This is a genomic window from Alteribacter salitolerans (genome assembly GCF_016901055.1).
In the GTDB taxonomy this organism is placed as follows: Bacteria; Bacillota; Bacilli; order Bacillales; family Salisediminibacteriaceae; genus Alteribacter; species Alteribacter keqinensis.
Genome location: NZ_JAFEUX010000003.1, coordinates 286,839 through 308,886 on the forward strand (window position 1 = coordinate 286,839; position 22,048 = coordinate 308,886).

Consider the following 22,048-nt stretch of genomic DNA (forward strand, 5'->3'; position numbering starts at 1 on the left):
ATATGCTTTCTTTTGATGCGGACTGGTCTTTAATGACCCCGGAGATTGTATTGGCAGCTGCTGCTTTACTCATCTTTACGATTGACTTTATGACAGGGATCAACGGGAAAAAGCCGTTCATCGGCCGCCTGAGTATCGTTGCTCTTCTGGCCACTGCGGCCCTGGTTCTGTTCTGGAACGGGGGGAATTCCGGAAGTATCGGTGATATGTTCGTCGTTGACCCGTTTTCTACCGCTTTTAAAGTACTGATTCTCACAGGCACGGCCATTGTGATCGGAATCAGCATGTACTATCTTGACCGGCATCCCGATGTGTATCAGGGTGAGTTTTATTCTCTGCTTCTGTTCGCTTCTCTCGGGGCTATGCTCATGGTTTCATCGGCAGACCTGATTACACTGTTTATCGGTCTTGAAATTTTAAGTATTTCAGCTTACTGTATGGCCGGGTTTAAAAAGTACAGTAAGAAATCAACCGAAGCAGCAGTGAAATACGTTGTCCTGGGCGGGACCGCTTCCGCTTTCATTCTCTACGGAATGTCCTTTATGTACGGCCTGACGGGAACAACAAGCTTAGTAGAAATCGGTGCACAGATCGGTTCGCTGTTCGATGCGTATCCATTCCTTGTGATGATGAGCCTTTTGTTTATGCTCGTCGGATTCGGCTTTAAGATATCCGTCGTTCCGTTCCATATGTGGGCGCCGGATGTGTATGAAGGTGCACCGACGCCGGTGACATCCTTCCTGACGGTCATATCCAAAATCGCAGCTTTTGCCATCATCCTGCGCGTCTTTTTCACTGGATTTGGCGGCATTTATGAAGAATGGGGGTTTATTATCGCTATCGTGGCGGCGGTCACGATGATTGCCGGAAACCTCATTGCCCTTACGCAGCATAACGTAAAGCGGCTGATGGCATACTCGGGCATTGCCCAGGCGGGATATCTTCTCGTACCAATTGCCGCTTTTGTAACGCTTGATATGACAGTCAGTGTCATCTTGTTTTACGCTGTTGCGTACATGGTGATGACTCTAGGAGCCTTCGCTGTCATCACGATTGTGACCGAGAGCTCGGGCTCGGAAGACATCCTGAGCTTTTCAGGATTATACCGGCGCTCTCCTTTTCTCGCCATTGCCATGAGTGCATTCTTAATTTCTCTTGCCGGCCTGCCCGTTTCTGCCGGTTTTACCGGGAAGGCATGGATCTTCTTTCAGGCCATATCCGCAGACATGCTCTGGCTTGCGGTGATTATGATCGTGACAAGTATTGTTTCGTTCTTTTACTACTTCGGAATTATCAGGCAGATGTTTATGAAAGAACCAAAAGAGAAGGAGGGGCAGCTTCGGATCCCTGCTGGAATGTCGGGAGTCGTAACCGTTACGCTGATTTTCACTCTGGGCCTTGGGATCCTGCCATTTTTACTGATTAACTTCTTTACGACGATGCAATGGATGGCGTTTTGAGTTAAATCCTGTATTGTTGTCTCTTGGTAAATACTAGATGAAGCCTAAGTACCCTTCTCTTTCCGCAGTGGTCCTGGCGAGCTTCCTCACTTCGTTTGCGAGGTCTTACCTAGGTTCCGTATAAAGTAAATGTAAAATTCTTTTTAAATTGATCATTTAACCTCTTTGGCGTTGATTTCCCTTTCCGCTGGCCCTGGAATAATTGTAAATATTTTGTCGAGATGACGGACAGAAAAAGAACCCTCTCCACGGACAATGTTTTATGGACATTGTGGAGAGGGTTCTTTTTGTCGGTTGAACATACACAAAATTCAAGGTAATAATGTAAACATTTTGAATAAATGGAATAAATTATGTAAAAATGAAGTCGATTTCATAAAAAAATCCAGTTATTTTCAGTTTAGAAGTTTACATTCATGTTACAAGTGTTATGTAATATACTACAAGTCAATTTTAAACCCATTCGACAATGAATTGTGTACAAAACGTGACAAGGAGAAATTTACCTGAAAAAAGTGTAATTTAGGTAAAACAATCCATAGCATTTGAGTGTGATTTTCGTTAAGATAGTTTTTGTGAAGTTTTGTATAGACGAGTTGATAACGTTAAAAGTTACCACGTTTATCATAAGACTTCAAGCAGAAGACATTCAAAAAGAAAAAGAGCTATGGACGTTAGCGTTGGAGGTAATGCAGTTTTGGAACAGTTCGGTCAGCAGGCGTTGGTCAGTCTTTTTGTAAATATCACAGTTCTGGTCACAGTCTGGTGGGCTTTACAGACATTCAAGTGGGACTTGTTTGTATCAGACCCTGACGGCCCCAAGGCAAAAGCATTAGTTATCCTGATCGCCATCGCCATTACGCATTTGGTAAGCAGCTTCCTGTTGAACTACCTCAATTGGTCAACAATGCTACAGCACTTATTTTAAGTTTTATTTAAGTCATGATTCAGTACTGGAAATGAGCTCAGACAAGCTCGAAGATTGTCGTGTATTAGCTTTAAATTCCATGTATGTCCCCCTTCTGAGAGGTAACAATGCTAGTAAGAAGTAACGTGCGAAACGTTATATCCGGGGGAGAGAAAAAACATGGGGAAATACACGGTTGTCACAGGGAGTCTGATATTGATTTTCCTGCTATGGATCGGAGTAGCTCAAGGAAACGAAAATTTGGACAAAGACGTAATAGCACAATCACCAATACAAACAATACAGCAGATGAACGATAAAATGACGGAAAATACCATTCGTACAAGTCGTTGGCACATTTACGCCAGAAACAATGACCCGAATACGATGACGAAGAGTACGTTTGAAGAATTTGTTCAGCAGAATAAAGGACAGCTGAGTATGTTCGATTGGGCAAAGGTTACGTACGAAAATGGAAATGAGGTTTGGGAAGGGATAAGAACGGATATTAACCAAACTGTAACGGAAAGAGTCACCTTAACGTCTATACGTGTTGCAGATGATGAATATCAGGCTTATCACACCTATAACGCATCAATGATCCCCATCAAACATGATGGAAACACCGAGTTCTCAATGCTTTTTGACAACGTTCAATCACCTGAATGGCTGCAGCAATCAGAATTTTTTGTTCGTGCAGAAGGCGTATTACCCGAGAACAGCGCAGACGATTTTGAAAAATGGGGAACAGAGATTACACAAACATTTTCCGCAAATGTAGTTGAATCCTTACAAGAAGCATCATTCGTTTCAATTTCCGCATATGCCCCTTTTTTAGGGACACATCTTGAAACGAACGGCGAACCGATGAACTTACAGATCGCTCTAAGGAAGAATGAACAAGGATTGGGCGGTGAAACAACCGTCACAATTGGCACGCCAATAATTACGGCTGAATATTAATAACTATAGAAACTGGACGCGGAGGGGAATACGTTGGAAAAAATTATTGTCCGCGGCGGCAGGCAGTTGAGCGGCACAGTTCGCATTGAAGGTGCGAAAAACGCCGTATTGCCGGTCATCGCAGCATCTATACTCGCCAGCAAAGGGAAGAGCAAGATTTATGATGTTCCAGCTTTAGCTGATGTATACACGATCAATGAAGTTTTACGAAATCTTAACATTGATGTTAATTACGAAAACGGCGCCATTGACGTGGACGCTACAAAAGCACTGAAAACGGAAGCACCGTTTGAATATGTACGTAAAATGAGAGCATCTTTCCTTGTAATGGGACCGCTTCTTGCAAGAGTGGGCCACGCCCGTATTGCACTCCCTGGTGGCTGTGCAATCGGATCACGTCCGATAGACCAGCACCTGAAAGGCTTTGAAGCCATGGGAGCGAAAGTGGAAATCGGTAATGGCTTCATCGAGGCCAAAGTGGAAGATAAGCTTGTGGGGAACAAGATCTACCTTGATTTCCCAAGTGTAGGTGCAACTGAGAACATCATGATGGCTGCTTCAATGGCTGAAGGTACAACGATCATTGAAAACGCAGCAGAAGAGCCGGAAATTGTTTGTCTTGCAACGTACTTAAACTCCATGGGAGCAAAGGTGCGCGGAGCAGGTACAGGTACGATCCGCATTGAAGGTGTGAAAGAACTGACCGGAGCAGAGCACACAATTATTCCGGACAGAATCGAAGCAGGTACCTTTATGGTTGCGGCGGCGATCTCTAAAGGTAACGTGCTTCTTGAGAACGTAGAGCCTGAACATTTACGCCCGCTCATTTCCAAGCTTAACGAAATGGGTGTCATCATCATCGAAGAAAGCGACGGGATCCGTGTTATCGGTCCTGAAAAACTCAAGTCTGTAGACCTGAAAACAATGCCTCACCCTGGCTTCCCAACGGACATGCAAGCCCAAATGATGGCGCTTCTGCTTCGTGCTGAAGGAACCAGCGTGATCACGGAAACGGTATTTGAAAACCGCTTTATGCACGTGGAGGAATTCCGCCGCATGAACGGTAACATCAAAATCGAAGGCCGTGCTGCCATTGTATCGGGACCAAATGAACTGCAGGGAGCTGAAGTTTCTGCGACGGACCTTCGTGCCGGAGCCGCCCTTGTTGTAGCAGGCCTTGTGGCTGACGGCTACACAAGAGTAACAGAACTTAAGCACATCGACAGAGGTTATGTTGACTTTGCAGGTAAATTGAAAGCACTTGGCGCAGACGTAGAGCGTATTTACGAAGCGCAGGAAAATGAACTTGAAAATCTTGAAGCACCGGCTCCATTAAAGATGGACCCGAACTTTGCATAAGAAATAATATTATTGATTATTATTATGACCCTGAGCACCCCGCGTGCCAGGGTTTTTCTTTGTGTTCACAGTTATAGATACCCTGTCTGAAGCAATATAGAGAATGCTCCACGGAAGGAAAGACAGTGGCCGGAGGTGCTTCACAGCACCACCGGGAATCTCCTGGTAGTGGGTTGCATCTTCAACATAGGGGAGGTTCACCGTTGGCACCTGTTCCGGAAAAAGCTTACTTAAAACCATAGCAGCTTATTTAAGGTAACAGCAATTAAAATACATATATTGGAATTTGTGTTTGTTGTCACTCGACATTATTTTCAGGGAAATAATCGAATGGAAGGGAAATTTGCGGAGTTGCACTGAGTAGGTAAAGCGTATAAATCTTAAGAAGGGAGCCTCACCATTTACCTGCACCCTGCTGCATCAAGGGAAATGAAGAGAAGGGATAGTAGGACATAGATCCACGGAAACCGGCTCTTTTCACTGCCTCTATCTTTTCTATTAATTTAAAGAAACTAGTATAAAATCCCGCCTGCCTGTTCTAACTAGTAATAAGAAAACATAGATATGTATCAGAAGTGGGCAAGTCAGATATAGCAAGAATCTACATTATTCTTCATTACAGTTGGAAGGGACGGGAGCGTGTAGGAATGAAGCAATTTATATTTGTCGGAATTATTCTCATGGGGGTCATCTTAGTGATTCCCTCCCTGCTTGTTGTCTGGTTTGCAGACGATGAGCCTGAGCAGGCGGCACAGGAAGCAACAGCCTCAATCGACTCGCTGCAACAACAGGAGCAGACGCAGAGCGCCCAGAGCGCTGGTGGAGAGCTGACAGTCTCCGTTTTCAGATCTCAGAGTGAAACCATTGAAGAAGTGGATTTCGAAAGCTACATTGCTGGTGTAGTTGCTTCAGAGATGCCGGCCTCTTATGAAAAGGAAGCATTAAAGGCCCAGGCGCTCACAGCACGCACCTATATTATCAGGCAGATGACGAGTCCGAGTGACGTCAACATTCCCGAGGGGGCCGATGTGACCGATACGGTCATGCATCAGGTTTTTCAGGACCAGGAAGAGCTTAAAGCGAGACATGGAGACAACTATGAAGATATGATGGCCAAAATTGAAGAAGCGGTTGCTGAAACTAAAGGAGAGGTCATCACATTCAACGGCAGCCCGATTACTGCAACGTTCTTCTCGACGAGCAACGGTTATACAGAAAACTCGGAAGAATACTGGGAAAATGAAATTCCTTATTTGCGCAGTGTAGAAAGTCCGTGGGATAAAGAGTCACCTCGATTTAACGGGGAGCGTACATTCACGGTTCCGGAATTTGAATCAACTCTCGGTGTAAGCGTGGCCGGCATATCGGGCAGCGCTATAGGTGATATAACAGAGCGTACAACCGGCGGACGTGTAGGGAAGGTCCGTTTTGGTGATACAGAATTCACTGGGAGGGAGATCCGCGATAAACTCGAACTGGACTCAAGTGACTTTACGATCACCCGTAACGGAACTGAAATTGTTGTGACTACTAGAGGCTGGGGCCACGGCGTGGGTATGAGCCAGTTTGGAGCAGACGGGATGGCCAAGGAAGGAAAAACTTATCAGGACATCATTCATCACTACTACAAAGACGTTCAGATCACAGAGGCCGATAACATACTGGGCAGCTTTACAGCCAAAAAATAATTGTCGGGGGTCTGTCCCCCGACAATTTGCATTTTACTGTTGACATAGGGGAATGCCCGTTTTTCAAAGGTTTGAGCGTGTATAGGAAGGTGGAGGGGACAGGCTTCAGAACTTTTTTCTGAATAATGTATAAACTGTTGACAATTTGATCAGAATGGTTGCTGAGGTGATGATCAAATGAATCAAGAAGAAAAACAAGTTTCCAAAGTGGAACAACTTAAGGCGAATCTCAAACGCCTGATGAAAAAACGTTTTACAATGCCGGCTCTTTACTTAACGCTTGCTGCAGTCGTAATTACAGGTTTTATCTGGCTAACATCTACAAGTGAAGATCTTACGCAGGATCCAACGCAAGACTCTGAGTTTGATATTGTTCAGCCAGGGGACGATGAAGATGCTACACCTGTAGCGGTGCAAAACGAAGTGTTTGAAATGCCGGTACTTGATGAAAACGAAGTAAGTGTCGTAGGAAGCTTTTATGACTATGAGTCTTCTGTTGACGAGCAAGTAGATGCCTTAATTCAGTACAATAATTACTACTACCAAAATAAAGGTGTCGACTTTGCATCTGATAACGGAGAAAGCTTCGATGTGACAGCAGCCATGAGTGGTACAGTTGTTAAAGCTGAAGAAGACGCGTTGTTCGGACAAGTGGTTCACGTAGAACATGATGATGACATCCTGTCTATCTATCAAAGCCTTGAAGGCGTACTGGTAGAAGCGGGTCAGACTGTGAAACAAGGTGACGTAATGGCAAGAGCCGGACGTAACCTGTATAACACAGATGCTGGTGTTCACCTGCACTTTGAGATCCGGAAAGACGGTGTTCCGGTAAATCCACTGGAGTACATGGAGCAGCCAATCGCTTCTCTTCCGGATGTTGAGGAAGATCAGGCGGCACAAGAGCCTGGAAGTGAAGAACTTCCGGAATCAGTTGTCGAAGATCTCAGACAGGAAGACTAGTTACGGGATCAGGTTAAGTCAAGGTTTCACTGGAATCCAGGCTCATGCCGGAATTCCAGACGTAAACAGTCACTGAATACAGCAAATGAAGCACCAAAAGAAAAAGCGTAAAACGCAGCTTTCCATATTGCCAACCAGTAAGCTAGTTTTAATTCCAACTAAACCGATAAAGTAACATCCTAAAGGAAGTACCTTCAATACTTCCTTTAGCAGTCACAATCTCATGTGACACCCTCAGCAGCAGCCCCCACCGCGTCCGGGGGCTGCTGTTTTTATGTGTGCAAAATTTATAGTTTGAGAAAAATTAAGTTTTTTCGAATGAATATAAATATCCAATTTTTCTTTTTTAAAAGTTCCTTTCTTATGGGGTTTCTTAAAATCAGTTGTTGATTTACGCTGATTGCGCTCCCTTTCCGCGGGCGGCTCGATCCTCAGCGCTGCGCGCTTACGGGGTCTCCCCGGAACTCGCTCTTCCCGCAGGAGTGTCGCGCATTCGCTGCAATCAACATTTTTAAAACAAATGGTATTTAACAAAGTTTCTTAAAAGATTGTTGTTGAACATCACTTCAGCCTCCTTGAGGAAAACAGGCCTGCGGGTCCTTCAGTTCCATTATTTCTGATTCTCCCTCTAGTGATGTGCTGTGTATGTGTCTAAGCAAATCAACGTTCATCCGATATATATGCTCGGTGCTGTAGTCAATTCCTTCGCTTCGTTTCTTATTATGAAAAAGTAATCATAATTTTTCGGATATGAAAAAAATCGATGCAGTTGGAATGTCCGAAGACTCCTGCGGAAGTGGGGGCCAGTGTGAGACCCCGCAGGGCGAAGCCTGAGGAGGCTCGCCGGCACCTCCGCGGAAAGCGAAGGGCATTCCGGCTGCATCAACCCTCTTCAAGGGTCTGTCCCCCGAACAATTGTGTAAAACATCGAAAACGCCTTGACGAGACAGGGATTTTACATCTTCTGTGATTTTTGTGCATATCTAAGCAAGCTCGTTAATAAAATTTAACAAACCTTACCACATTGACAAGGTCGTTCAAGGAGATAGCGAGTGCTGACAGGCAACCTGTATGGGACTTGGGAACGCAACCACCAGCAGCAGGAATAGCATCTAAGGGTGGCTGTCTTTTTCTCCGTCTTTTTGAACCTAGAAACATTAGGGAGGCGAGAGGTGTGCACGATTACATCAAAGAGAGGACAATCAAGATCGGTAGGTACATCGTCGAGACGAGAAAGACAGTACGAACCATCGCAAAGGAATTCGGCGTTTCCAAAAGCACGGTCCATAAAGATCTGACCGAGCGGCTGCCTGAAATCAACCAGGAACTGGCGAATGAAGTAAAAGAAATTCTCGAGTACCATAAATCCATTCGTCACCTTCGCGGAGGAGAAGCAACAAAAGTGAAGTACAAAAAGACTCATGTGGGAAAAAAGATGGCGGAAACGAAAGCGTAAACGCTGCGCTTCTCTTCCAAAGAGCACACGTTATTGACCTGAAAGAAGGCTGCAGCTAAACACGACCCTGTCTGGCTTATGTACAGTGTGAAGCCGGATGTACTTCAGCCTGCGTGCGAACTCAGGAGTTGACAAATCGTTGGAGATGCAGGAAACCTTGACTAATCCGCTATCCCTATCTTAACGGTGTAAAGAAAGCCCGGCACAACCAGAAAAGGACGCACCATTGTAAAACCGGAACTTCGTTTTGCACCTATCCTTTTTGAGGGTTTTTGTACAAAAATTTCATGAAACTCCCACCTTATTCTGACAAATTGTGATAAAATTAAACATTGGATACTTTATCTGCAATGAACGGAATATAAAAAGGCGCAAATAGACAATATCAGGGAGGAAAATTGAAATGTTTGGTAGGGATATCGGAATAGATCTCGGTACAGCTAATGTACTTATTCACGTGAAAGGGCGGGGGATTGTTCTTAATGAACCATCCGTTGTAGCCATTGACACAAACACAAAACGAGTGTTGGCAGTCGGTGATGAAGCTTTCCGCATGGTCGGACGCACGCCCGGGAACATCGTGGCGCTCCGCCCGATGAAGGATGGTGTTATCGCTGATTTTGACATGACTGAATCAATGCTTAAACACTTTCTTGATAAAATAAAAGTCCGTAACTTTTTCTCCAAGCCAAGAATTCTCATCTGCTGCCCGACAAACATTACTTCCGTCGAGCAGAAAGCAATCCGGGAAGCTGCAGAAAAAAGCGGAGGCAAATCCATCTTTATTGAAGAAGAACCAAAAGTGGCAGCGATCGGTGCCGGCATGGATATTTACCAGCCATACGGAAACATGGTGGTCGACATCGGCGGCGGAACAACGGACGTAGCTGTGCTTTCCATGGGCGATATCGTAACAGCTTCTTCCATAAAAGTAGCCGGAGACCGTTTTGACCAAGACATCCTGAATTACATAAAGAAAAAATACAAGCTTCTCATCGGCGAACGTACTGCCGAGCAGATTAAATTTGAAGTAGGAACTGTATCACCTGAGGGTCGTAACGAAGAAATCGATATCCGCGGACGCGATATGGTGAGCGGACTGCCAAGAACAATCACCGTCACCTCCCAGGAAATCAGCGAATCCCTTGAGGAATCGATCTACCATATTGTACAAGCGTCCAAGACTGTTCTTGAGCAGACACCTCCGGAACTTTCAGCAGACATTATTGACCGCGGGGTTATCCTCACCGGAGGAGGCGCGTATCTTCACGGCGTGGACGAGCTTCTCGCACAGGAGCTCAGAGTACCGGTTTTCGTTGCCGAAGAGCCGATGAACTGCGTCGTGAACGGAACAGGAAAACTTCTGCATAACCTCGACCGCCTGTCTAAACGGGGAATTAAAATCTGATACCAACCTTGCCGATAGAAGAAACAGACGAATCTTTTTACGAAACAGAGGTGTAATACCATGCTCAGAGGACTTCACACAACGGCATCAGCCATGATTGCCCAGCAGCGCCGTCAGGAAATGCTTACTGACAATTTAGCCAATGCGAATACACCAGGGTTTAAAGCAGATCAAGGCTCGCTTCGGACGTTTCCGAACATGCTCATTCAGGCCACAGGAACCGACCATTCCAGGCGGTTTGGATCAAATCACGTAGGAGAGCTTGCAACTGGCGTTTATATGCAGGAACGAACACCGGATTTTACCCAGGGCGACATTCAGGAAACGGGCAATGTCACTGATCTTGCGCTGCTTCAGGGGAACGTTCCGGTTAACGAAGAGACAGGACAGGCTGCAACGCTTCTATATAATGTGGAGTCTGATGACGGCACCATCCGTTACACCCGAAACGGAAACTTCACCGTTGATGGCGGAGGCTTTTTAACTACGTCACAGGGAAATTACGTTCTTGACAGTGAGGGAGAGCGGATCAACACAGGGAATGAGCAATTTACCGTGAACGAACGGGGAGAAATCCTGACCGGGCCGGATCAGCAACCACTGACCCAGCTTAACGTTGCCATCGTCCCTGATCCCGCCCAGCTCGTTAAAGAAGGGAACGGCCTTCTTCGCTACGAAGGGGAAGAACCCCCGGTTACAGCGGTCAACAACGATGATGCTGAGTACCAGATCCAGCAAGGGTTTATTGAACGATCGAACGTGGACGCAGCCCGGACCATGACCGAAATGATGGCTACGCTACGCTCTTTCGAAGCAAACCAGCGCATGCTTCAGTCCTATGATAAAAGCATGGAGCGGGCAGTGAACGACGTAGGTAGAATCGGGTAATGAGAAGGAGGTGCATCCACTTTGAATCAAGCAATGATTAACTCAGCCGTAACGCTCGGACAGCTCCAGCACAAAATGGACACCACCGGGCACAACCTGGCAAACATGAATACATCAGGATATAAACGGCGGGACGTCAGCTTTTCCGATCTGTTATTTCAGCAGGTCAATAATCAATCATCCCAGCAGTACGAAACAGGAAGGCAGACACCGGCAGGGATCCGCACCGGAACGGGGGGAGCCGTAGCTCAGACAGCCGTCCGCTTCGAACAGGGATCCATCTCCCAGTCAGGCCGCGATCTTGATGTTGCCATCACAGAACCAGGCTATTATTTTGAACTCGTACCGGGAGAAAACGGCGAACGGCGCTTCACCCGTGACGGTGCCTTTTATCTGTCACCAAACCCGAACAACCAAGCCGAGAACTTCCTCGTTGACCGTTCAGGCGAATACATACAGTCACAGGAAGGCCAGCCCATCACGATCCCGGGCAGCTTCCGTGACCTCAGAGTGAGCGAAACCGGCGAAATCCAGGTCACACTGAACGATGGGGAAAATACAGAGGTTACCGCAGGACAACTGCAGCTTGTTTCGATTACAAAACCGCAGCTCTTAGAAAGCCACGGGGGAAACTACTACGGCCTGCCTGATTTAGATGAGCTTAACCTCGAGATCGATGACGTTCTCACAGAGTCCGCCGGCACCCAGGTGTTCCAGCAGGGGGCTCTTGAGATGTCCAACGTGGACATGGCCAAAGAAATGAATGATATGCTTCAAACGCAGCGGGGATATCAGTTTAATACCCGTGCCATTTCGATCACTGATGAGATGATGGGACTTGTAAACAACATCCGTTAAAGCTACAATGTGTAGAGAGAACCATTGTAAACAAGGAGTTTATACATGACCAAAGAGAACGAAACACATCATATGACTCGTGAAGAGATAAGGAAACAAAAACACGAGGCGCAGGAACAGGAAAAAGTCCGGAAGAAGGAAGAAAACAATTCCAGGAAGATACCCGGACGAATCCGGTTAATCCCAATCTGGCTCCGCTTGATTCTGGTGGTTATCTTCTTGTTTATCAGTCTGGCAGCCGGTGCCATGATCGGCTACGGCGTTGTTGGCGACGGTAACCCTGCCGATGTTTTTGAAAGAGACACCTGGTATCACATAGTGGATATTATCTATAAGGATACAGATGTACCTGAATAACTTTCATCCCCTGGCCGCACCCGCGGCAGGGGTTATTTTTTTTTTTATGCCGGCGGGTGCGGGTGCGTGGGCCTAAACGTAAAAAGAGAGGGACTAACTGTAAAAAAGCTCGTTATAACTGTAAAATAGCAGGAGCGAAACGTAAAAAAGACGGATGTAAGTGTAAAAACCAGTGCAACTCCTCGTTCACCACTCAATAGTAACAACCGGCTTTTACAAACCGGCAAAAAAAAGATAAACTAAACGTAGTTAAAAATTAAAACCAGCATATAAGAGGAGGTACTAACTCATGTTAAATACAGAACAAATCAAAGAAATCATTCCTCACCGATATCCTTTTTTACTTGTCGACCGGATTCTTGAAGTGGAAGAGGGGAAGCGCGCGATCGGAATTAAAAACGTCACTGCCAATGAAGATTTTTTCAACGGCCATTTCCCTGAGTACCCGGTTATGCCTGGAGTATTGATTGTGGAGGCCCTCGCTCAGGTAGGTGCTGTCGCCATTCTGAAAAAAGAAGAAAATAAAGGCCGCCTTGCCTTTTTTGCCGGTATTGATAAATGCCGCTTTAAAGGCCAGGTAACACCAGGAGACCAACTCCGCCTCGAAGTTGAAATGACACGACTGCGGGGCAGTATCGGGAAAGGCAAAGCCGTTGCCACAGTTAACGGCGAAACCGTTGCAGAAATGGAAATGATGTTCGCCCTCGGCGACAAACAGGAATAATCCCGCAATCCGCAGAGGAGGGGGCAAAAGGTGAAAAAACACACCTTTTGCCCCCTCCTTTTTCTTCATGTCAAATTTCCCCGCCTTAATCAAACGTTTAATTAATCTCCAAAAGTTCGGGGGTCTGTCCCCAAAAAATTCCACTAATCCTATTGACATGGCTTCATCCGACAAATAATTACCACAAACGAAGAGACAAAATGCGCACTGCCGCAATCTTACACACAATTGTGCGGGGACAGACCCCCATTTTGGCTCACATTTTATGGGTGAGACTTTGGGAGGATGCTGTGAGAATGTGTGATTGTGTGTGAATACTGTCATTTTACGTTTGGGATTGGAGGAAAGGTGATATATCTCGAGTAGAATCACTGATCACAGCAAATTAAAAAGCTGGACTCATATTCGATTTATTATTACCGGACAGGAGGCTGATTCCGTGAAAAGAAAAGCCTTATTAACAGCAGCATCTTCACTTCTTGCCGTTGGTGTTCTGGCCGCATGCGGTGACGAGGAGCAGGAAGTTGACGTTGATGATAGTGATGCCGATCCAGGTGTAGAAGAAGACACTGAGGATAACGGCGACGACGCTGATGTTGACGCAGATGTTGATGTTGAGGGTGACATGGAAGAAGACCATGAAGAAGACGGTCAAGAAGAATAACAAGTCCCACATGCTGCATTGCATGACTAAAAGATAAACAGATCACAATAAGCAGAAGTGGCATTCATTGATTCATGATCAGACACAATCACTCAGTCATATGAGCATCCAGATAAACACAAAAAAACTTTTAAAAAATCAGGAGGAATTTAAAATGAAGAAAAAATTATTACTTTCAGTACTTTCCGGAGTTTTAGCCATTGGAGTATTAGGTGCATGTGGTGACACAGAAGAAGATCCAGGTATGGAAGAAGATCCGGGCATGGAAGATGACGGTATGGAAGATGACGGCATGGAAGACGATGGCATGGAAGATGACATGGAAGACGATGGCATGGAAGATGACATGGAAGATGACGACATGGGTGACGATATGGAAGAAGACGACGAAATGGATGAATAGTCCTGATTTAGTCTAAACTATACTCTACAGTGTCCCGGCATTGCCGGTTAACATGTATATTACCTTTTTCCGGTATACTATTTAAGCCGGATGGTTTTGAATCATTTCAATTCTTCAAGGAGGAATAAGTAATGAAGAAAAAACTGTTCTTATCTGTACTGGCAGGAGCAATGTCCCTTAGCGTTCTCGCTGCCTGCGGAGGCGATGTAGACGACCCGGGTATGGAAGATGACCCGGACATGGAAATGGAAGATGACATGAATGATGACATGGATGGCGACACTTAATCCAATCACCTGACATTGAACCGGGGATTTTTGCCCCATAACCCTTATTCGTATAGAACAACCAACACGACCACTACATCTTAGAAGGAGGGACAAGTTATGAAAAAGAAAGTATTACTTTCTCTTTTAGCCGGAGTTTTATCCATTGGAGTCCTGGCAGCTTGCGGAGACGCTGAAGAAGATCCGATGCAGGATGACCCAGGCATGGAAGACGACGGCGGCATGGACGAAGAAGGCGATTATTAAGCCTTCCCGCTTAAGTTATCCTAAGGTGTGGGGGGAATCCCCTGCATCTTTCAATGAGAAAACGCATTTTGGTAAAATCTCAAAATGTGCAAAAAACTTGCAAGATCTATTGCAGTTGGTTTTTTCTCGCGTTATGATGATTCCGACGTTGAAACACAGCGTCCATCGAAACAGGGATCTCGCTAACATCCCAAACACTAAAAACAACAACCATCTTGGAATGGTACAACTAGGAGGAATTTAATCATGAAGAAAAAGCTTATGCTTTCAGTATTATCAGGAGTACTAACAGTAGGAGTTCTCGCAGCATGTGGAGATGCTGAGCAAGACCCAGCAGAAGACGACATGGGCGATGACACTGGTGTAGAAGAAGATGCTGACATGGAAGATGACGGCATGGAAGATGACGGTATGGAAGACGACTTCGAAGAAGAAGACGAACTTGAAGAAGACGATGAGTTTGACATGGAAGATGACACGGAAGAAGACGACGAAGACGCTGACATGTAATCCGGGCTTAACCCACCCAGGCATTACACTCTAACCCTTTAATTTATACAACCCTAACTCTCTAAATAACCCATCCCTGGGTGTCCTGAGGCCTAACCCCCCTCGCTCACCCGGGGCAAGGATAAACAAATCCTTACTGTGAATAACACTTGTAACGCACGTTCAACCTATATTCTCTCCCAATTCCCCCTTAATTGAAGATAAATATAATGAACGTGAAAAGACCAGGGCCTCAACCACCCTGGTCTTTTTTTGTATTCTTTTTAGTCTGTAAAAGCAGAAACCTGAAGCATTAAAACCCAAAAGCTTTTACCTGAAATACATAAAAAAGTCCCACCTTTACAAAGGGAAAAACAAACACAGGTATTCCTTTCTTATAAAAACAACCCTTAACCACAATCCTTCAAAGCTAAACCTGATCCTTTTGAAATTTGACTTAAAGATAAAAAAGTCCCGCCATGAACCGTTACCTTATTCGGTTGTTTCTGATAGTGTACAAATGTATTGAATCTCCCCAACTGCAGGGGTAAAATTAAGTATAAAATAAGCCAAATTTAGCCAATTAAAACATAAAATAAGAGGAGCGGTGTAATAATGTCATTGTTGTCGTCGAAAAAAGCAATTGTTACAGCTTCAGTTGCTGTGGCAGGAGTTGTATTTGCGGCTCCATCAGCTACAGAAGCATCTTTTGGTGAACGGACCCTTCATTTTGGTATGAATAATAATGATGTCAAAGTACTGCAGGAAACCCTGAAGGAAAAAGGATTTTTTCAATTCCACACGGCGACAGGCTTTTATGGTGAAGTGACCCGCAAAGCTGTAACTGATTTTCAAAAAGCAAACGGACTTACGGCTGACGGTATCGCCGGTCCTCAGACATTTGGAGCGCTAAAAAGTAATTCATCCTCCAACGGCAGCTCTCAACCTGCCCGGCAGGAGGCTTCAAAAACAATCCCTGACACCCAGCTCCTCAGACAAGGATCTTCCGGCAGTGCGGTTACACTGCTTCAGGAAAAACTAAAAGAACTGGGGTACTATACCGGCTCGGTAAGTGGCAGCTTTCAGGCTGGTACAAGAGAGGCTGTCCTTGCTTATCAGCAGGCAAACAGCCTGCATCGTGATGGTATTGCCGGTCCACAGACAATCGGTCACATGAATAGTGGAAAAGGGAAAGCATACAGTCCGGAGCAGCCGTCTTCTTCAAATGGCTCAAAAAATTCCGGATCACTGCCTGCCAACACCGTTCTTCGTTTAAATGACAAAGGGTCTGCAGTAAGTGAACTGCAGGAAAAGCTAAAAACACACGGATTTTACAATTCCGGTGTCACAGGTACATATGGTACGATAACCCGCCAGGCCGTGCGGGACTTTCAGCAGGCAGCAGGTATAGGAGTAGATGGCATTGCCGGCCCTCAGACTTTCAGAGCCCTTGAAAACTGGACAGGCCAAAGCCAGAATGGCAACTCAGGCAATAACAATTCAAACTCAGGCTCAAATAACAGCAGTTCTGCATCAACCCTTAGAGAAGGGGTGGAAGGTACGGCGGTGACGGAGCTTCAGAACCAGTTGAGGACGCTTGGCCTGTTCCATGTGCAACCGACAGGGTATTATGGCTCAATTACAAAAGAATCAGTAAGGAAGTTTCAGCAGCAGTGGAACCTTACAGCCGATGGTATTGCTACGAAAGCTACAATTCAAAAGCTGAATGAAGTGGCAGAAATACATAGGAAGAGTGCTGAGAACAGTTCCTCCCAGCCGTCAAGAGGAAGCTTTCAGGTATTAAATCTGATCGCGGATGCATCAACATTCCTCGGAACGCCTTATGTGTGGGGCGGGGCTTCTCCTACCGGTTTTGACTGCAGCGGTTTCATCCAGTATGTTTTCAAGCAAAACGGGCTTACAGTACCCCGTACAGCTGCCCAGCAGTACAACTTTGGTAAAAACGTGAGTAAGCCGCAAGTAGGGGATATTGTTTTCTTTGAGACCTACACATCGGGCCCTTCTCATAACGGTATTTATATCGGAAACAATCAATTCATTCATAGTGGTTCATCCACCGGTATCACGATTGCTAATCTGAATACAAGCTACTGGAGCCAGCGTTACCTGGGAGCTAAACGTCTTCATTAAAAATAAGCGCCCTGCCGATTGAACCCGGCAGCGGCGCTTTTTTTGTGCTCGAAAAAAGAAATAGCCCGTTGTTTTTATGTGTACACACCAGAAAGACAAATGTTTGCAGAAATTAATCAAAAGGTGAAACTTTTTTGACATCAGGCTCGTCTATTATAGTAAGAGTGTGAAAGGGTGTGACCTACCTTTTCTTTTCTCTTCTCCCATTATTAAAGGCGCCCGTCTCGTCCACGGGCGCCAAGTGTAACAATGATTATTATGTTTAAAGCTATATAGTCAGGGTAGATTAAATGTAGGGTTGATTTGTGTAGTTAAGCTGCATTTAGTTTAAGATATTTTAGAAACGTCCTGCTCCAAGGTATCGTGGTCCCCAGTAAGTGTTGTTCATATCTGCAACAACAACCCCTGTTGACGATCCTGAGTGGATGAATTGTCCGTTACCCAAGTAGATACCCGCGTGTGAAGGGCCTGTACGAGTTTCGAAGAATACAATGTCTCCTACTTGTGGAGAAGACACCCGTGTGCTCGCGCTCCACATTTGAGCTACAGTTCTTGGAAGGCTTTTGCCGTTTTGAGAGAATGCGTAGTTAATGAATCCACTGCAGTCAAAGCCTGATGGGCTTGTCCCGCCCCATACATAACGAGCGCCAACTTGACTTCTCGCAGTTGAAATGATGTTTTGAACACTGCTATTTGAAGAAGTGGAAGTTCCAGTGTTTGATGTGCTGTTGCTTGAACGACTTGTGCTAGCTGATTTTACTACAGTTTCACCATTTAATGCACGGTAAGTCTGTGGTCCTGCGATTCCGTCAGCAGTAATACCGGCTGAGCGTTGGAAGCTGCGTACCGCCTGTGCTGTCTGAGGTCCGAAAACGCCGTCAGCAGAACCTGCACTGTGGCCAACAGAATTCAATGCGTCCTGAAGACTGCGTACGCCTGCACCTCTTGAACCTTGGCGAAGTGTTCCGTTAAATGAGATCCAATCACCTGATCCGGAAGATACAGATGTTGACCCTGAGTTAGAAGAAGAACTGTTGTTGCCACCAGATACGTTCATTGCGCTGAACGTTTGTGGACCAGCGATGCCATCAACAGCAATTCCTGCGTCTCTTTGGAAATCACGAACGGCTTGACGGGTAATAGAACCAAAGTATCCTGTTGCCGTATGGAAACTGAAGTGACCTTCTGAGCGTAATTTCTCCTGTAATTCTTTTACATCCCCGTGATTCATACCTTGACGTAATGTCTGATCCCCTAATGCTGCGTCCGCTGCCTGCGGTGCTAATAAAACCCCACCTGCTAATGCTACACTTAATACAACCTTTTTCATCCTAATCTCTCCCCTTAATCCTATGTGTTTATAAAATTGTTTAAATCTCCCTGTGTTGTACAATAGTAACTATACAAGAGCTTTTTACATACGACAATAGTATTTGATAATTCGATATATAACGTTAAACAGTCTGTAAAATTTGTAACATTAGCAAATAATTTGGCGAAAATATGCATCAATAAGACGAAAAAACCAGTACTTTAGTCACTTCCGTAAATGAAAGAACTGTATATCTACTTTTCCCGGGATGGGTAAAGTGTCCTACAAACCCATATATTAACAGTTACGTTTGTAAAAAGACGCCTGTCTCGTCCACAGGCGTCTATAAAAATCATGTTTGCATTTCGCTACAAGAGGGTAGCGTATAAAGGTACAAGTTTTTCATTTTACGGAATATCGTTTTTTACAGTCGGCCGGCACCCAGGTAACGAGGGCTCCAGTAAGAGCTGTTCATATCTGCGATCGTTACACCAGTAGATGATCCCGCATGGATGAACTTTCCGTCCCCAAGATAAATACCAGCGTGTGACGGACCGGAAGTGTAAGTTTCAAAGAACACAAGATCCCCGCGCTGCGGAGTAGAAACAGATTTTGCGGCATCGTGAATGGTTGCTACTGTTCGTGGAATGCTTTTGCCGTTTTGTGCAAATGCATACTGAAGGAACCCGCTGCAGTCAAATCCTGAAGGGCTTGTCCCGCCCCATACATAAGGCGTTCCTTCTAAGCTTTTCGCAGTAGAAATGATGCTCTCAACAGTGCTGGATGCAGATGAACCACTGTCTGAAGAACTGCCAGTGCTCTCTGATTTAACAACAGTCTCACCATTTAAAGCGTTATACGTTTGTGGTCCGGCAATACCGTCTGCAGTAATACCAGCGTCACGCTGGAAGCTGCGAACAGCCTCAGCAGTCTGTGGACCGAATACACCGTCGGCAGAGCCTGCGTTGTGTCCTAGAGAATTTAAAGCGTCCTGAAGGGTAGTAACACTTGCACCACGTGAACCTGAACGCAGAGTTCCGTTAAACGTGATCCAGTCACCTGAGCCCGAGCTTACGTTTGAAGAGCTGCTTCCCCCGCTTACACCCATGGCGTTAAACGTCTGCGGTCCTGCAATGCCGTCTACGGCAATCCCTGCGTCACGCTGGAAATCACGAACCGCCTGGCGGGTGATAGAACCGAAGTATCCTGTAGAAGTATGGTATGTAAAGTGACCTTCAGAGCTTAACCGATCCTGTAATTCTTTTACATCCCCGTGATTCATACCCTCACGTAAAGTCTGATCTCCCAAAGCTGCGTCCGCTGCCTGTGGAGCCAAGAATACTCCACCTGCTAGTGCTACACTTAATGCGACCTTTTTCATTATTCTCTCTCCCCTTAATTTATGTTTTTTATATAATTGTCTCTCTCCCTGTATTACACAGTTGTAACTATACAAAAGCTTTAAAAGTCCTACAATACTTTTTGAAGATTCGATATATAACGTTAAACGGTCTGTAAAGTTTGTAATATAAACAAATAAAACCGCGAAAATATAGGTCGAATTGTCACAGGAAACAGGTCTAAAGACCCTTTCTTTACCTGATCTCGCCTCTCTCTTTTTTGCCTCTCTTACATTCACTTTTCCTGATTAAATAGTTTCAAGAAATAATTGTTAATGAAAAAATTGAATATAAGATGAGTGAATCAACCAGAAAAACCCATACTAACGGTAGAAAAATCATTCCATTATTTAGATAAGATTCAGGACATACTAACGGAAATCGAATGGATTAGAGAAGCGGGAGGACCCCAACATGTTATTAATTCCACTCTCATGTGTGCTTTTGTTCGTCTTCGGCGTCTTAGAACGAAAACGCCACCAGCGAAACGTTGACAGTATCCCGGTCCGGATAAACATTAATGGTGTCAGAGGGAAATCCACTGTCACCCGGCTGATTACAGGGATCATGATGGAGGCAGGGTACAAAACCATCGGAAAAACAACCGGAACCCAGGCAAGAATGATCTACAATGACCGTGAAGATCCGATCATCAGGGATCCTGAAGGACCGAACATCCGTGAACAATTAAAAGTAATGAAAAGTGTTTCAAATGAAAACACAGAAGTGCTAGTAAGTGAATGCATGGCGGTCAACCCGGATTATCAGAAAGTATTTCAGAATATTATGCTTCAAGGAAATATCGGTGTGATTGTAAACGTCCTTGAAGACCACATGGATGTCCTCGGTCCTACTATTGATGACGTCGCAAGATCCTTTACCGCAACAATTCCGTACAACGGCCACTTAATCGTAAATGACGGGCCGTACCAGGATTTTTTTAAAGAGATTGCGGCAGCCCGGAACACAAAAGTAATTGTGGCGGACACGTCAACGGTTTCAGAAGATTACTTGAGAAAATTTGAGTATATGATGTTTCCTGATAACGCAGCTTTGCCTCTTGCGGTTGCAGAAGCGCTGGACATTGACCGTGAGACGGCTCTAAAAGGCATGCTGAATGCACCGCCCGACCCGGGAGCCATGAGAATTCTGAAGACAGGGAATCCTGAGCGTCCGTCCTACTTTTTCAATGGCTTTGCAGCAAATGATGCTTCTTCAACACTGAACATCTGGAAGCGGGTAAAAGAGCTTGGGTTTCCATCTGATCATCCGATTGTCATTATGAACTGCCGAAAAGACAGAGTGGACCGCTCGGAACAGTTTGCCCGTGACGTACTGCCAAACCTGGATATCGGGACTCTTGTTGTTATTGGAGATCTTACCTCCCCAATCGAACAGGCCTACAGAGACGGGACCATTGAGGCAGATGAATTTATCAATTTAGAAGGCCGCTCCACTGAAGACATCTACAACGAGCTTCAGAAGATAATGGATCGCTCGTCCGTTTTTGGAGTAGGGAACATCCACGGAGCAGCCGAGCCTCTGGTGGAGAGAATTCAGGCTGAACATCATGAGGAACATGCATCTTAGAAAGGGAGGTGGCATCCAGTGTTTGGAGCCGATTTATATATCACATTGGTTGTCGGAATTGTACTAAGTTTGATTTATGCAGAAAAAGCAGGAGCTCTGCCGGCGGGGATTATTGTCCCGGGGTATCTGGCCCTGATTTACGATCAGCCCTTTTTCCTTATGTCCATTTTCTTTATCAGCTGTGCCATTTACTTTCTGGTTGTTCATGTGTTCTCGAGGTTCACGATTCTTTACGGACGCCGGAAATTTGCAGCGATGCTCCTGACAGGCGTTGTACTCAAGCTTGCCTTTGACTTTTTCTATCCGGTGTTCCCGTTTGAGATTTATGAACTGCGTGGAATCGGGGTCATTGTACCGGGACTCATTGCCAACTCATTTGAAAAACAAGGTGTCTACATAACCGTGACGAGCACCATGGTCCTCAGTGGACTCACGTTTTTAATCATGACCATCTACTACATGTTTTAAGGCGGGT

22 protein-coding genes are annotated in these 22,048 nt (G+C 45.4%); 20 read left to right on the forward strand and 2 right to left on the reverse strand.

Annotation, left to right across the window (positions count from 1 at the left end):
• Window positions 1–2: 2 nt before the first annotated feature.
• The 18 genes from JSY36_RS07555 to JSY36_RS07640 all read left to right on the forward strand — a co-directional run bounded on the left by JSY36_RS07555 (window position 3) and on the right by JSY36_RS07640 (window position 17,271).
• Window positions 3–1,460: an NADH-quinone oxidoreductase subunit N gene (locus JSY36_RS07555; RefSeq protein WP_205165895.1), complete on the forward strand. Its 1,458-nt coding sequence runs from the start codon at window positions 3–5 to the stop codon at window positions 1,458–1,460.
• Between the two features lie 697 nt (window positions 1,461–2,157).
• The gene (locus JSY36_RS07560; RefSeq protein WP_236784652.1) at window positions 2,158–2,388 is read left to right on the forward strand and encodes a DUF1146 family protein; all 231 of its coding nucleotides are present in this window, start codon (window positions 2,158–2,160) and stop codon (window positions 2,386–2,388) included.
• A gap of 159 nt (window positions 2,389–2,547) precedes the next feature.
• Window positions 2,548–3,330, forward strand: coding sequence for a YwmB family TATA-box binding protein (locus JSY36_RS07565; RefSeq protein WP_205165897.1), 783 nt, complete (start codon window positions 2,548–2,550; stop codon window positions 3,328–3,330).
• Window positions 3,331–3,363: 33 nt separating this feature from the next.
• The gene (gene murA / locus JSY36_RS07570; RefSeq protein WP_122899562.1) at window positions 3,364–4,689 is read left to right on the forward strand and encodes a UDP-N-acetylglucosamine 1-carboxyvinyltransferase; all 1,326 of its coding nucleotides are present in this window, start codon (window positions 3,364–3,366) and stop codon (window positions 4,687–4,689) included.
• Between the two features lie 647 nt (window positions 4,690–5,336).
• The gene (spoIID, locus tag JSY36_RS07575) at window positions 5,337–6,377 is read left to right on the forward strand and encodes a stage II sporulation protein D (protein ID WP_205165898.1); all 1,041 of its coding nucleotides are present in this window, start codon (window positions 5,337–5,339) and stop codon (window positions 6,375–6,377) included.
• Window positions 6,378–6,554: 177 nt separating this feature from the next.
• Entirely contained in the window at window positions 6,555–7,340 is a 786-nt protein-coding gene (locus JSY36_RS07580; protein ID WP_205165899.1) for a stage II sporulation protein SpoIIQ, read from the forward strand.
• A gap of 1,174 nt (window positions 7,341–8,514) precedes the next feature.
• A complete protein-coding gene (gene spoIIID / locus JSY36_RS07585) occupies window positions 8,515–8,796 on the forward strand; it encodes a sporulation transcriptional regulator SpoIIID (RefSeq protein WP_122899556.1) in 282 nt (93 codons plus the stop codon).
• 403 nt (window positions 8,797–9,199) lie between these two features.
• Window positions 9,200–10,204 carry a rod shape-determining protein gene (gene mreB, locus JSY36_RS07590; RefSeq protein ID WP_205165900.1) on the forward strand — a complete coding sequence of 335 codons (1,005 nt, stop codon included), beginning with the start codon at window positions 9,200–9,202 and terminating at the stop codon, window positions 10,202–10,204.
• A 60-nt stretch (window positions 10,205–10,264) separates the two neighbouring features.
• Window positions 10,265–11,092 (forward strand): flagellar hook-basal body protein, encoded by an 828-nt coding sequence (locus JSY36_RS07595; RefSeq protein ID WP_205165901.1) that lies wholly within the window; start codon window positions 10,265–10,267, stop codon window positions 11,090–11,092.
• A gap of 21 nt (window positions 11,093–11,113) precedes the next feature.
• Window positions 11,114–11,950, forward strand: coding sequence for a flagellar hook-basal body protein (locus JSY36_RS07600; protein WP_205165902.1), 837 nt, complete (start codon window positions 11,114–11,116; stop codon window positions 11,948–11,950).
• A gap of 45 nt (window positions 11,951–11,995) precedes the next feature.
• The gene (locus JSY36_RS07605) at window positions 11,996–12,307 is read left to right on the forward strand and encodes a DNA-directed RNA polymerase subunit beta (RefSeq protein ID WP_205165903.1); all 312 of its coding nucleotides are present in this window, start codon (window positions 11,996–11,998) and stop codon (window positions 12,305–12,307) included.
• Window positions 12,308–12,596: 289 nt separating this feature from the next.
• On the forward strand, window positions 12,597–13,031 hold the full coding sequence (gene fabZ, locus JSY36_RS07610; protein ID WP_205165904.1) for a 3-hydroxyacyl-ACP dehydratase FabZ: 435 nt from the start codon (window positions 12,597–12,599) through the stop codon (window positions 13,029–13,031).
• A 439-nt stretch (window positions 13,032–13,470) separates the two neighbouring features.
• Complete coding sequence (locus JSY36_RS07615; RefSeq protein ID WP_205165905.1) at window positions 13,471–13,695, forward strand: hypothetical protein; 225 nt, start codon at window positions 13,471–13,473, stop codon at window positions 13,693–13,695.
• 154 nt (window positions 13,696–13,849) lie between these two features.
• Window positions 13,850–14,098, forward strand: coding sequence for a DNA primase (locus JSY36_RS07620; protein ID WP_205165906.1), 249 nt, complete (start codon window positions 13,850–13,852; stop codon window positions 14,096–14,098).
• A gap of 131 nt (window positions 14,099–14,229) precedes the next feature.
• Window positions 14,230–14,385 carry a hypothetical protein gene (locus JSY36_RS07625; protein ID WP_183163884.1) on the forward strand — a complete coding sequence of 52 codons (156 nt, stop codon included), beginning with the start codon at window positions 14,230–14,232 and terminating at the stop codon, window positions 14,383–14,385.
• Between the two features lie 99 nt (window positions 14,386–14,484).
• A complete protein-coding gene (locus tag JSY36_RS07630; RefSeq protein ID WP_205165907.1) occupies window positions 14,485–14,631 on the forward strand; it encodes a hypothetical protein in 147 nt (48 codons plus the stop codon).
• A gap of 246 nt (window positions 14,632–14,877) precedes the next feature.
• Window positions 14,878–15,141 carry a DNA primase gene (locus tag JSY36_RS07635; RefSeq protein WP_205165908.1) on the forward strand — a complete coding sequence of 88 codons (264 nt, stop codon included), beginning with the start codon at window positions 14,878–14,880 and terminating at the stop codon, window positions 15,139–15,141.
• Window positions 15,142–15,735: 594 nt separating this feature from the next.
• Entirely contained in the window at window positions 15,736–17,271 is a 1,536-nt protein-coding gene (locus JSY36_RS07640; RefSeq protein WP_205165909.1) for a C40 family peptidase, read from the forward strand.
• Between the two features lie 337 nt (window positions 17,272–17,608).
• Here JSY36_RS07640 and JSY36_RS07645 read toward each other — a convergent pair whose 3' ends face one another.
• Both JSY36_RS07645 and JSY36_RS07650 read right to left on the reverse strand, forming a co-directional pair.
• Window positions 17,609–18,601, reverse strand: a complete 993-nt coding sequence (locus JSY36_RS07645) for a C40 family peptidase (protein WP_205165910.1) — start codon at window positions 18,599–18,601, stop codon at window positions 17,609–17,611.
• Between the two features lie 406 nt (window positions 18,602–19,007).
• The gene (locus tag JSY36_RS07650) at window positions 19,008–19,964 is read right to left on the reverse strand and encodes a peptidoglycan-binding protein (RefSeq protein ID WP_205165911.1); all 957 of its coding nucleotides are present in this window, start codon (window positions 19,962–19,964) and stop codon (window positions 19,008–19,010) included.
• 433 nt (window positions 19,965–20,397) lie between these two features.
• Between JSY36_RS07650 and pgsB the strand changes: the two genes are divergently transcribed.
• Together pgsB and pgsC are read left to right on the forward strand one after the other, a co-directional pair.
• A complete protein-coding gene (pgsB, locus tag JSY36_RS07655) occupies window positions 20,398–21,573 on the forward strand; it encodes a poly-gamma-glutamate synthase PgsB (RefSeq protein ID WP_205165912.1) in 1,176 nt (391 codons plus the stop codon).
• A gap of 18 nt (window positions 21,574–21,591) precedes the next feature.
• Window positions 21,592–22,041 carry a poly-gamma-glutamate biosynthesis protein PgsC gene (gene pgsC / locus JSY36_RS07660; RefSeq protein WP_122899531.1) on the forward strand — a complete coding sequence of 150 codons (450 nt, stop codon included), beginning with the start codon at window positions 21,592–21,594 and terminating at the stop codon, window positions 22,039–22,041.
• The last annotated feature ends 7 nt before the right edge of the window (window positions 22,042–22,048 follow it).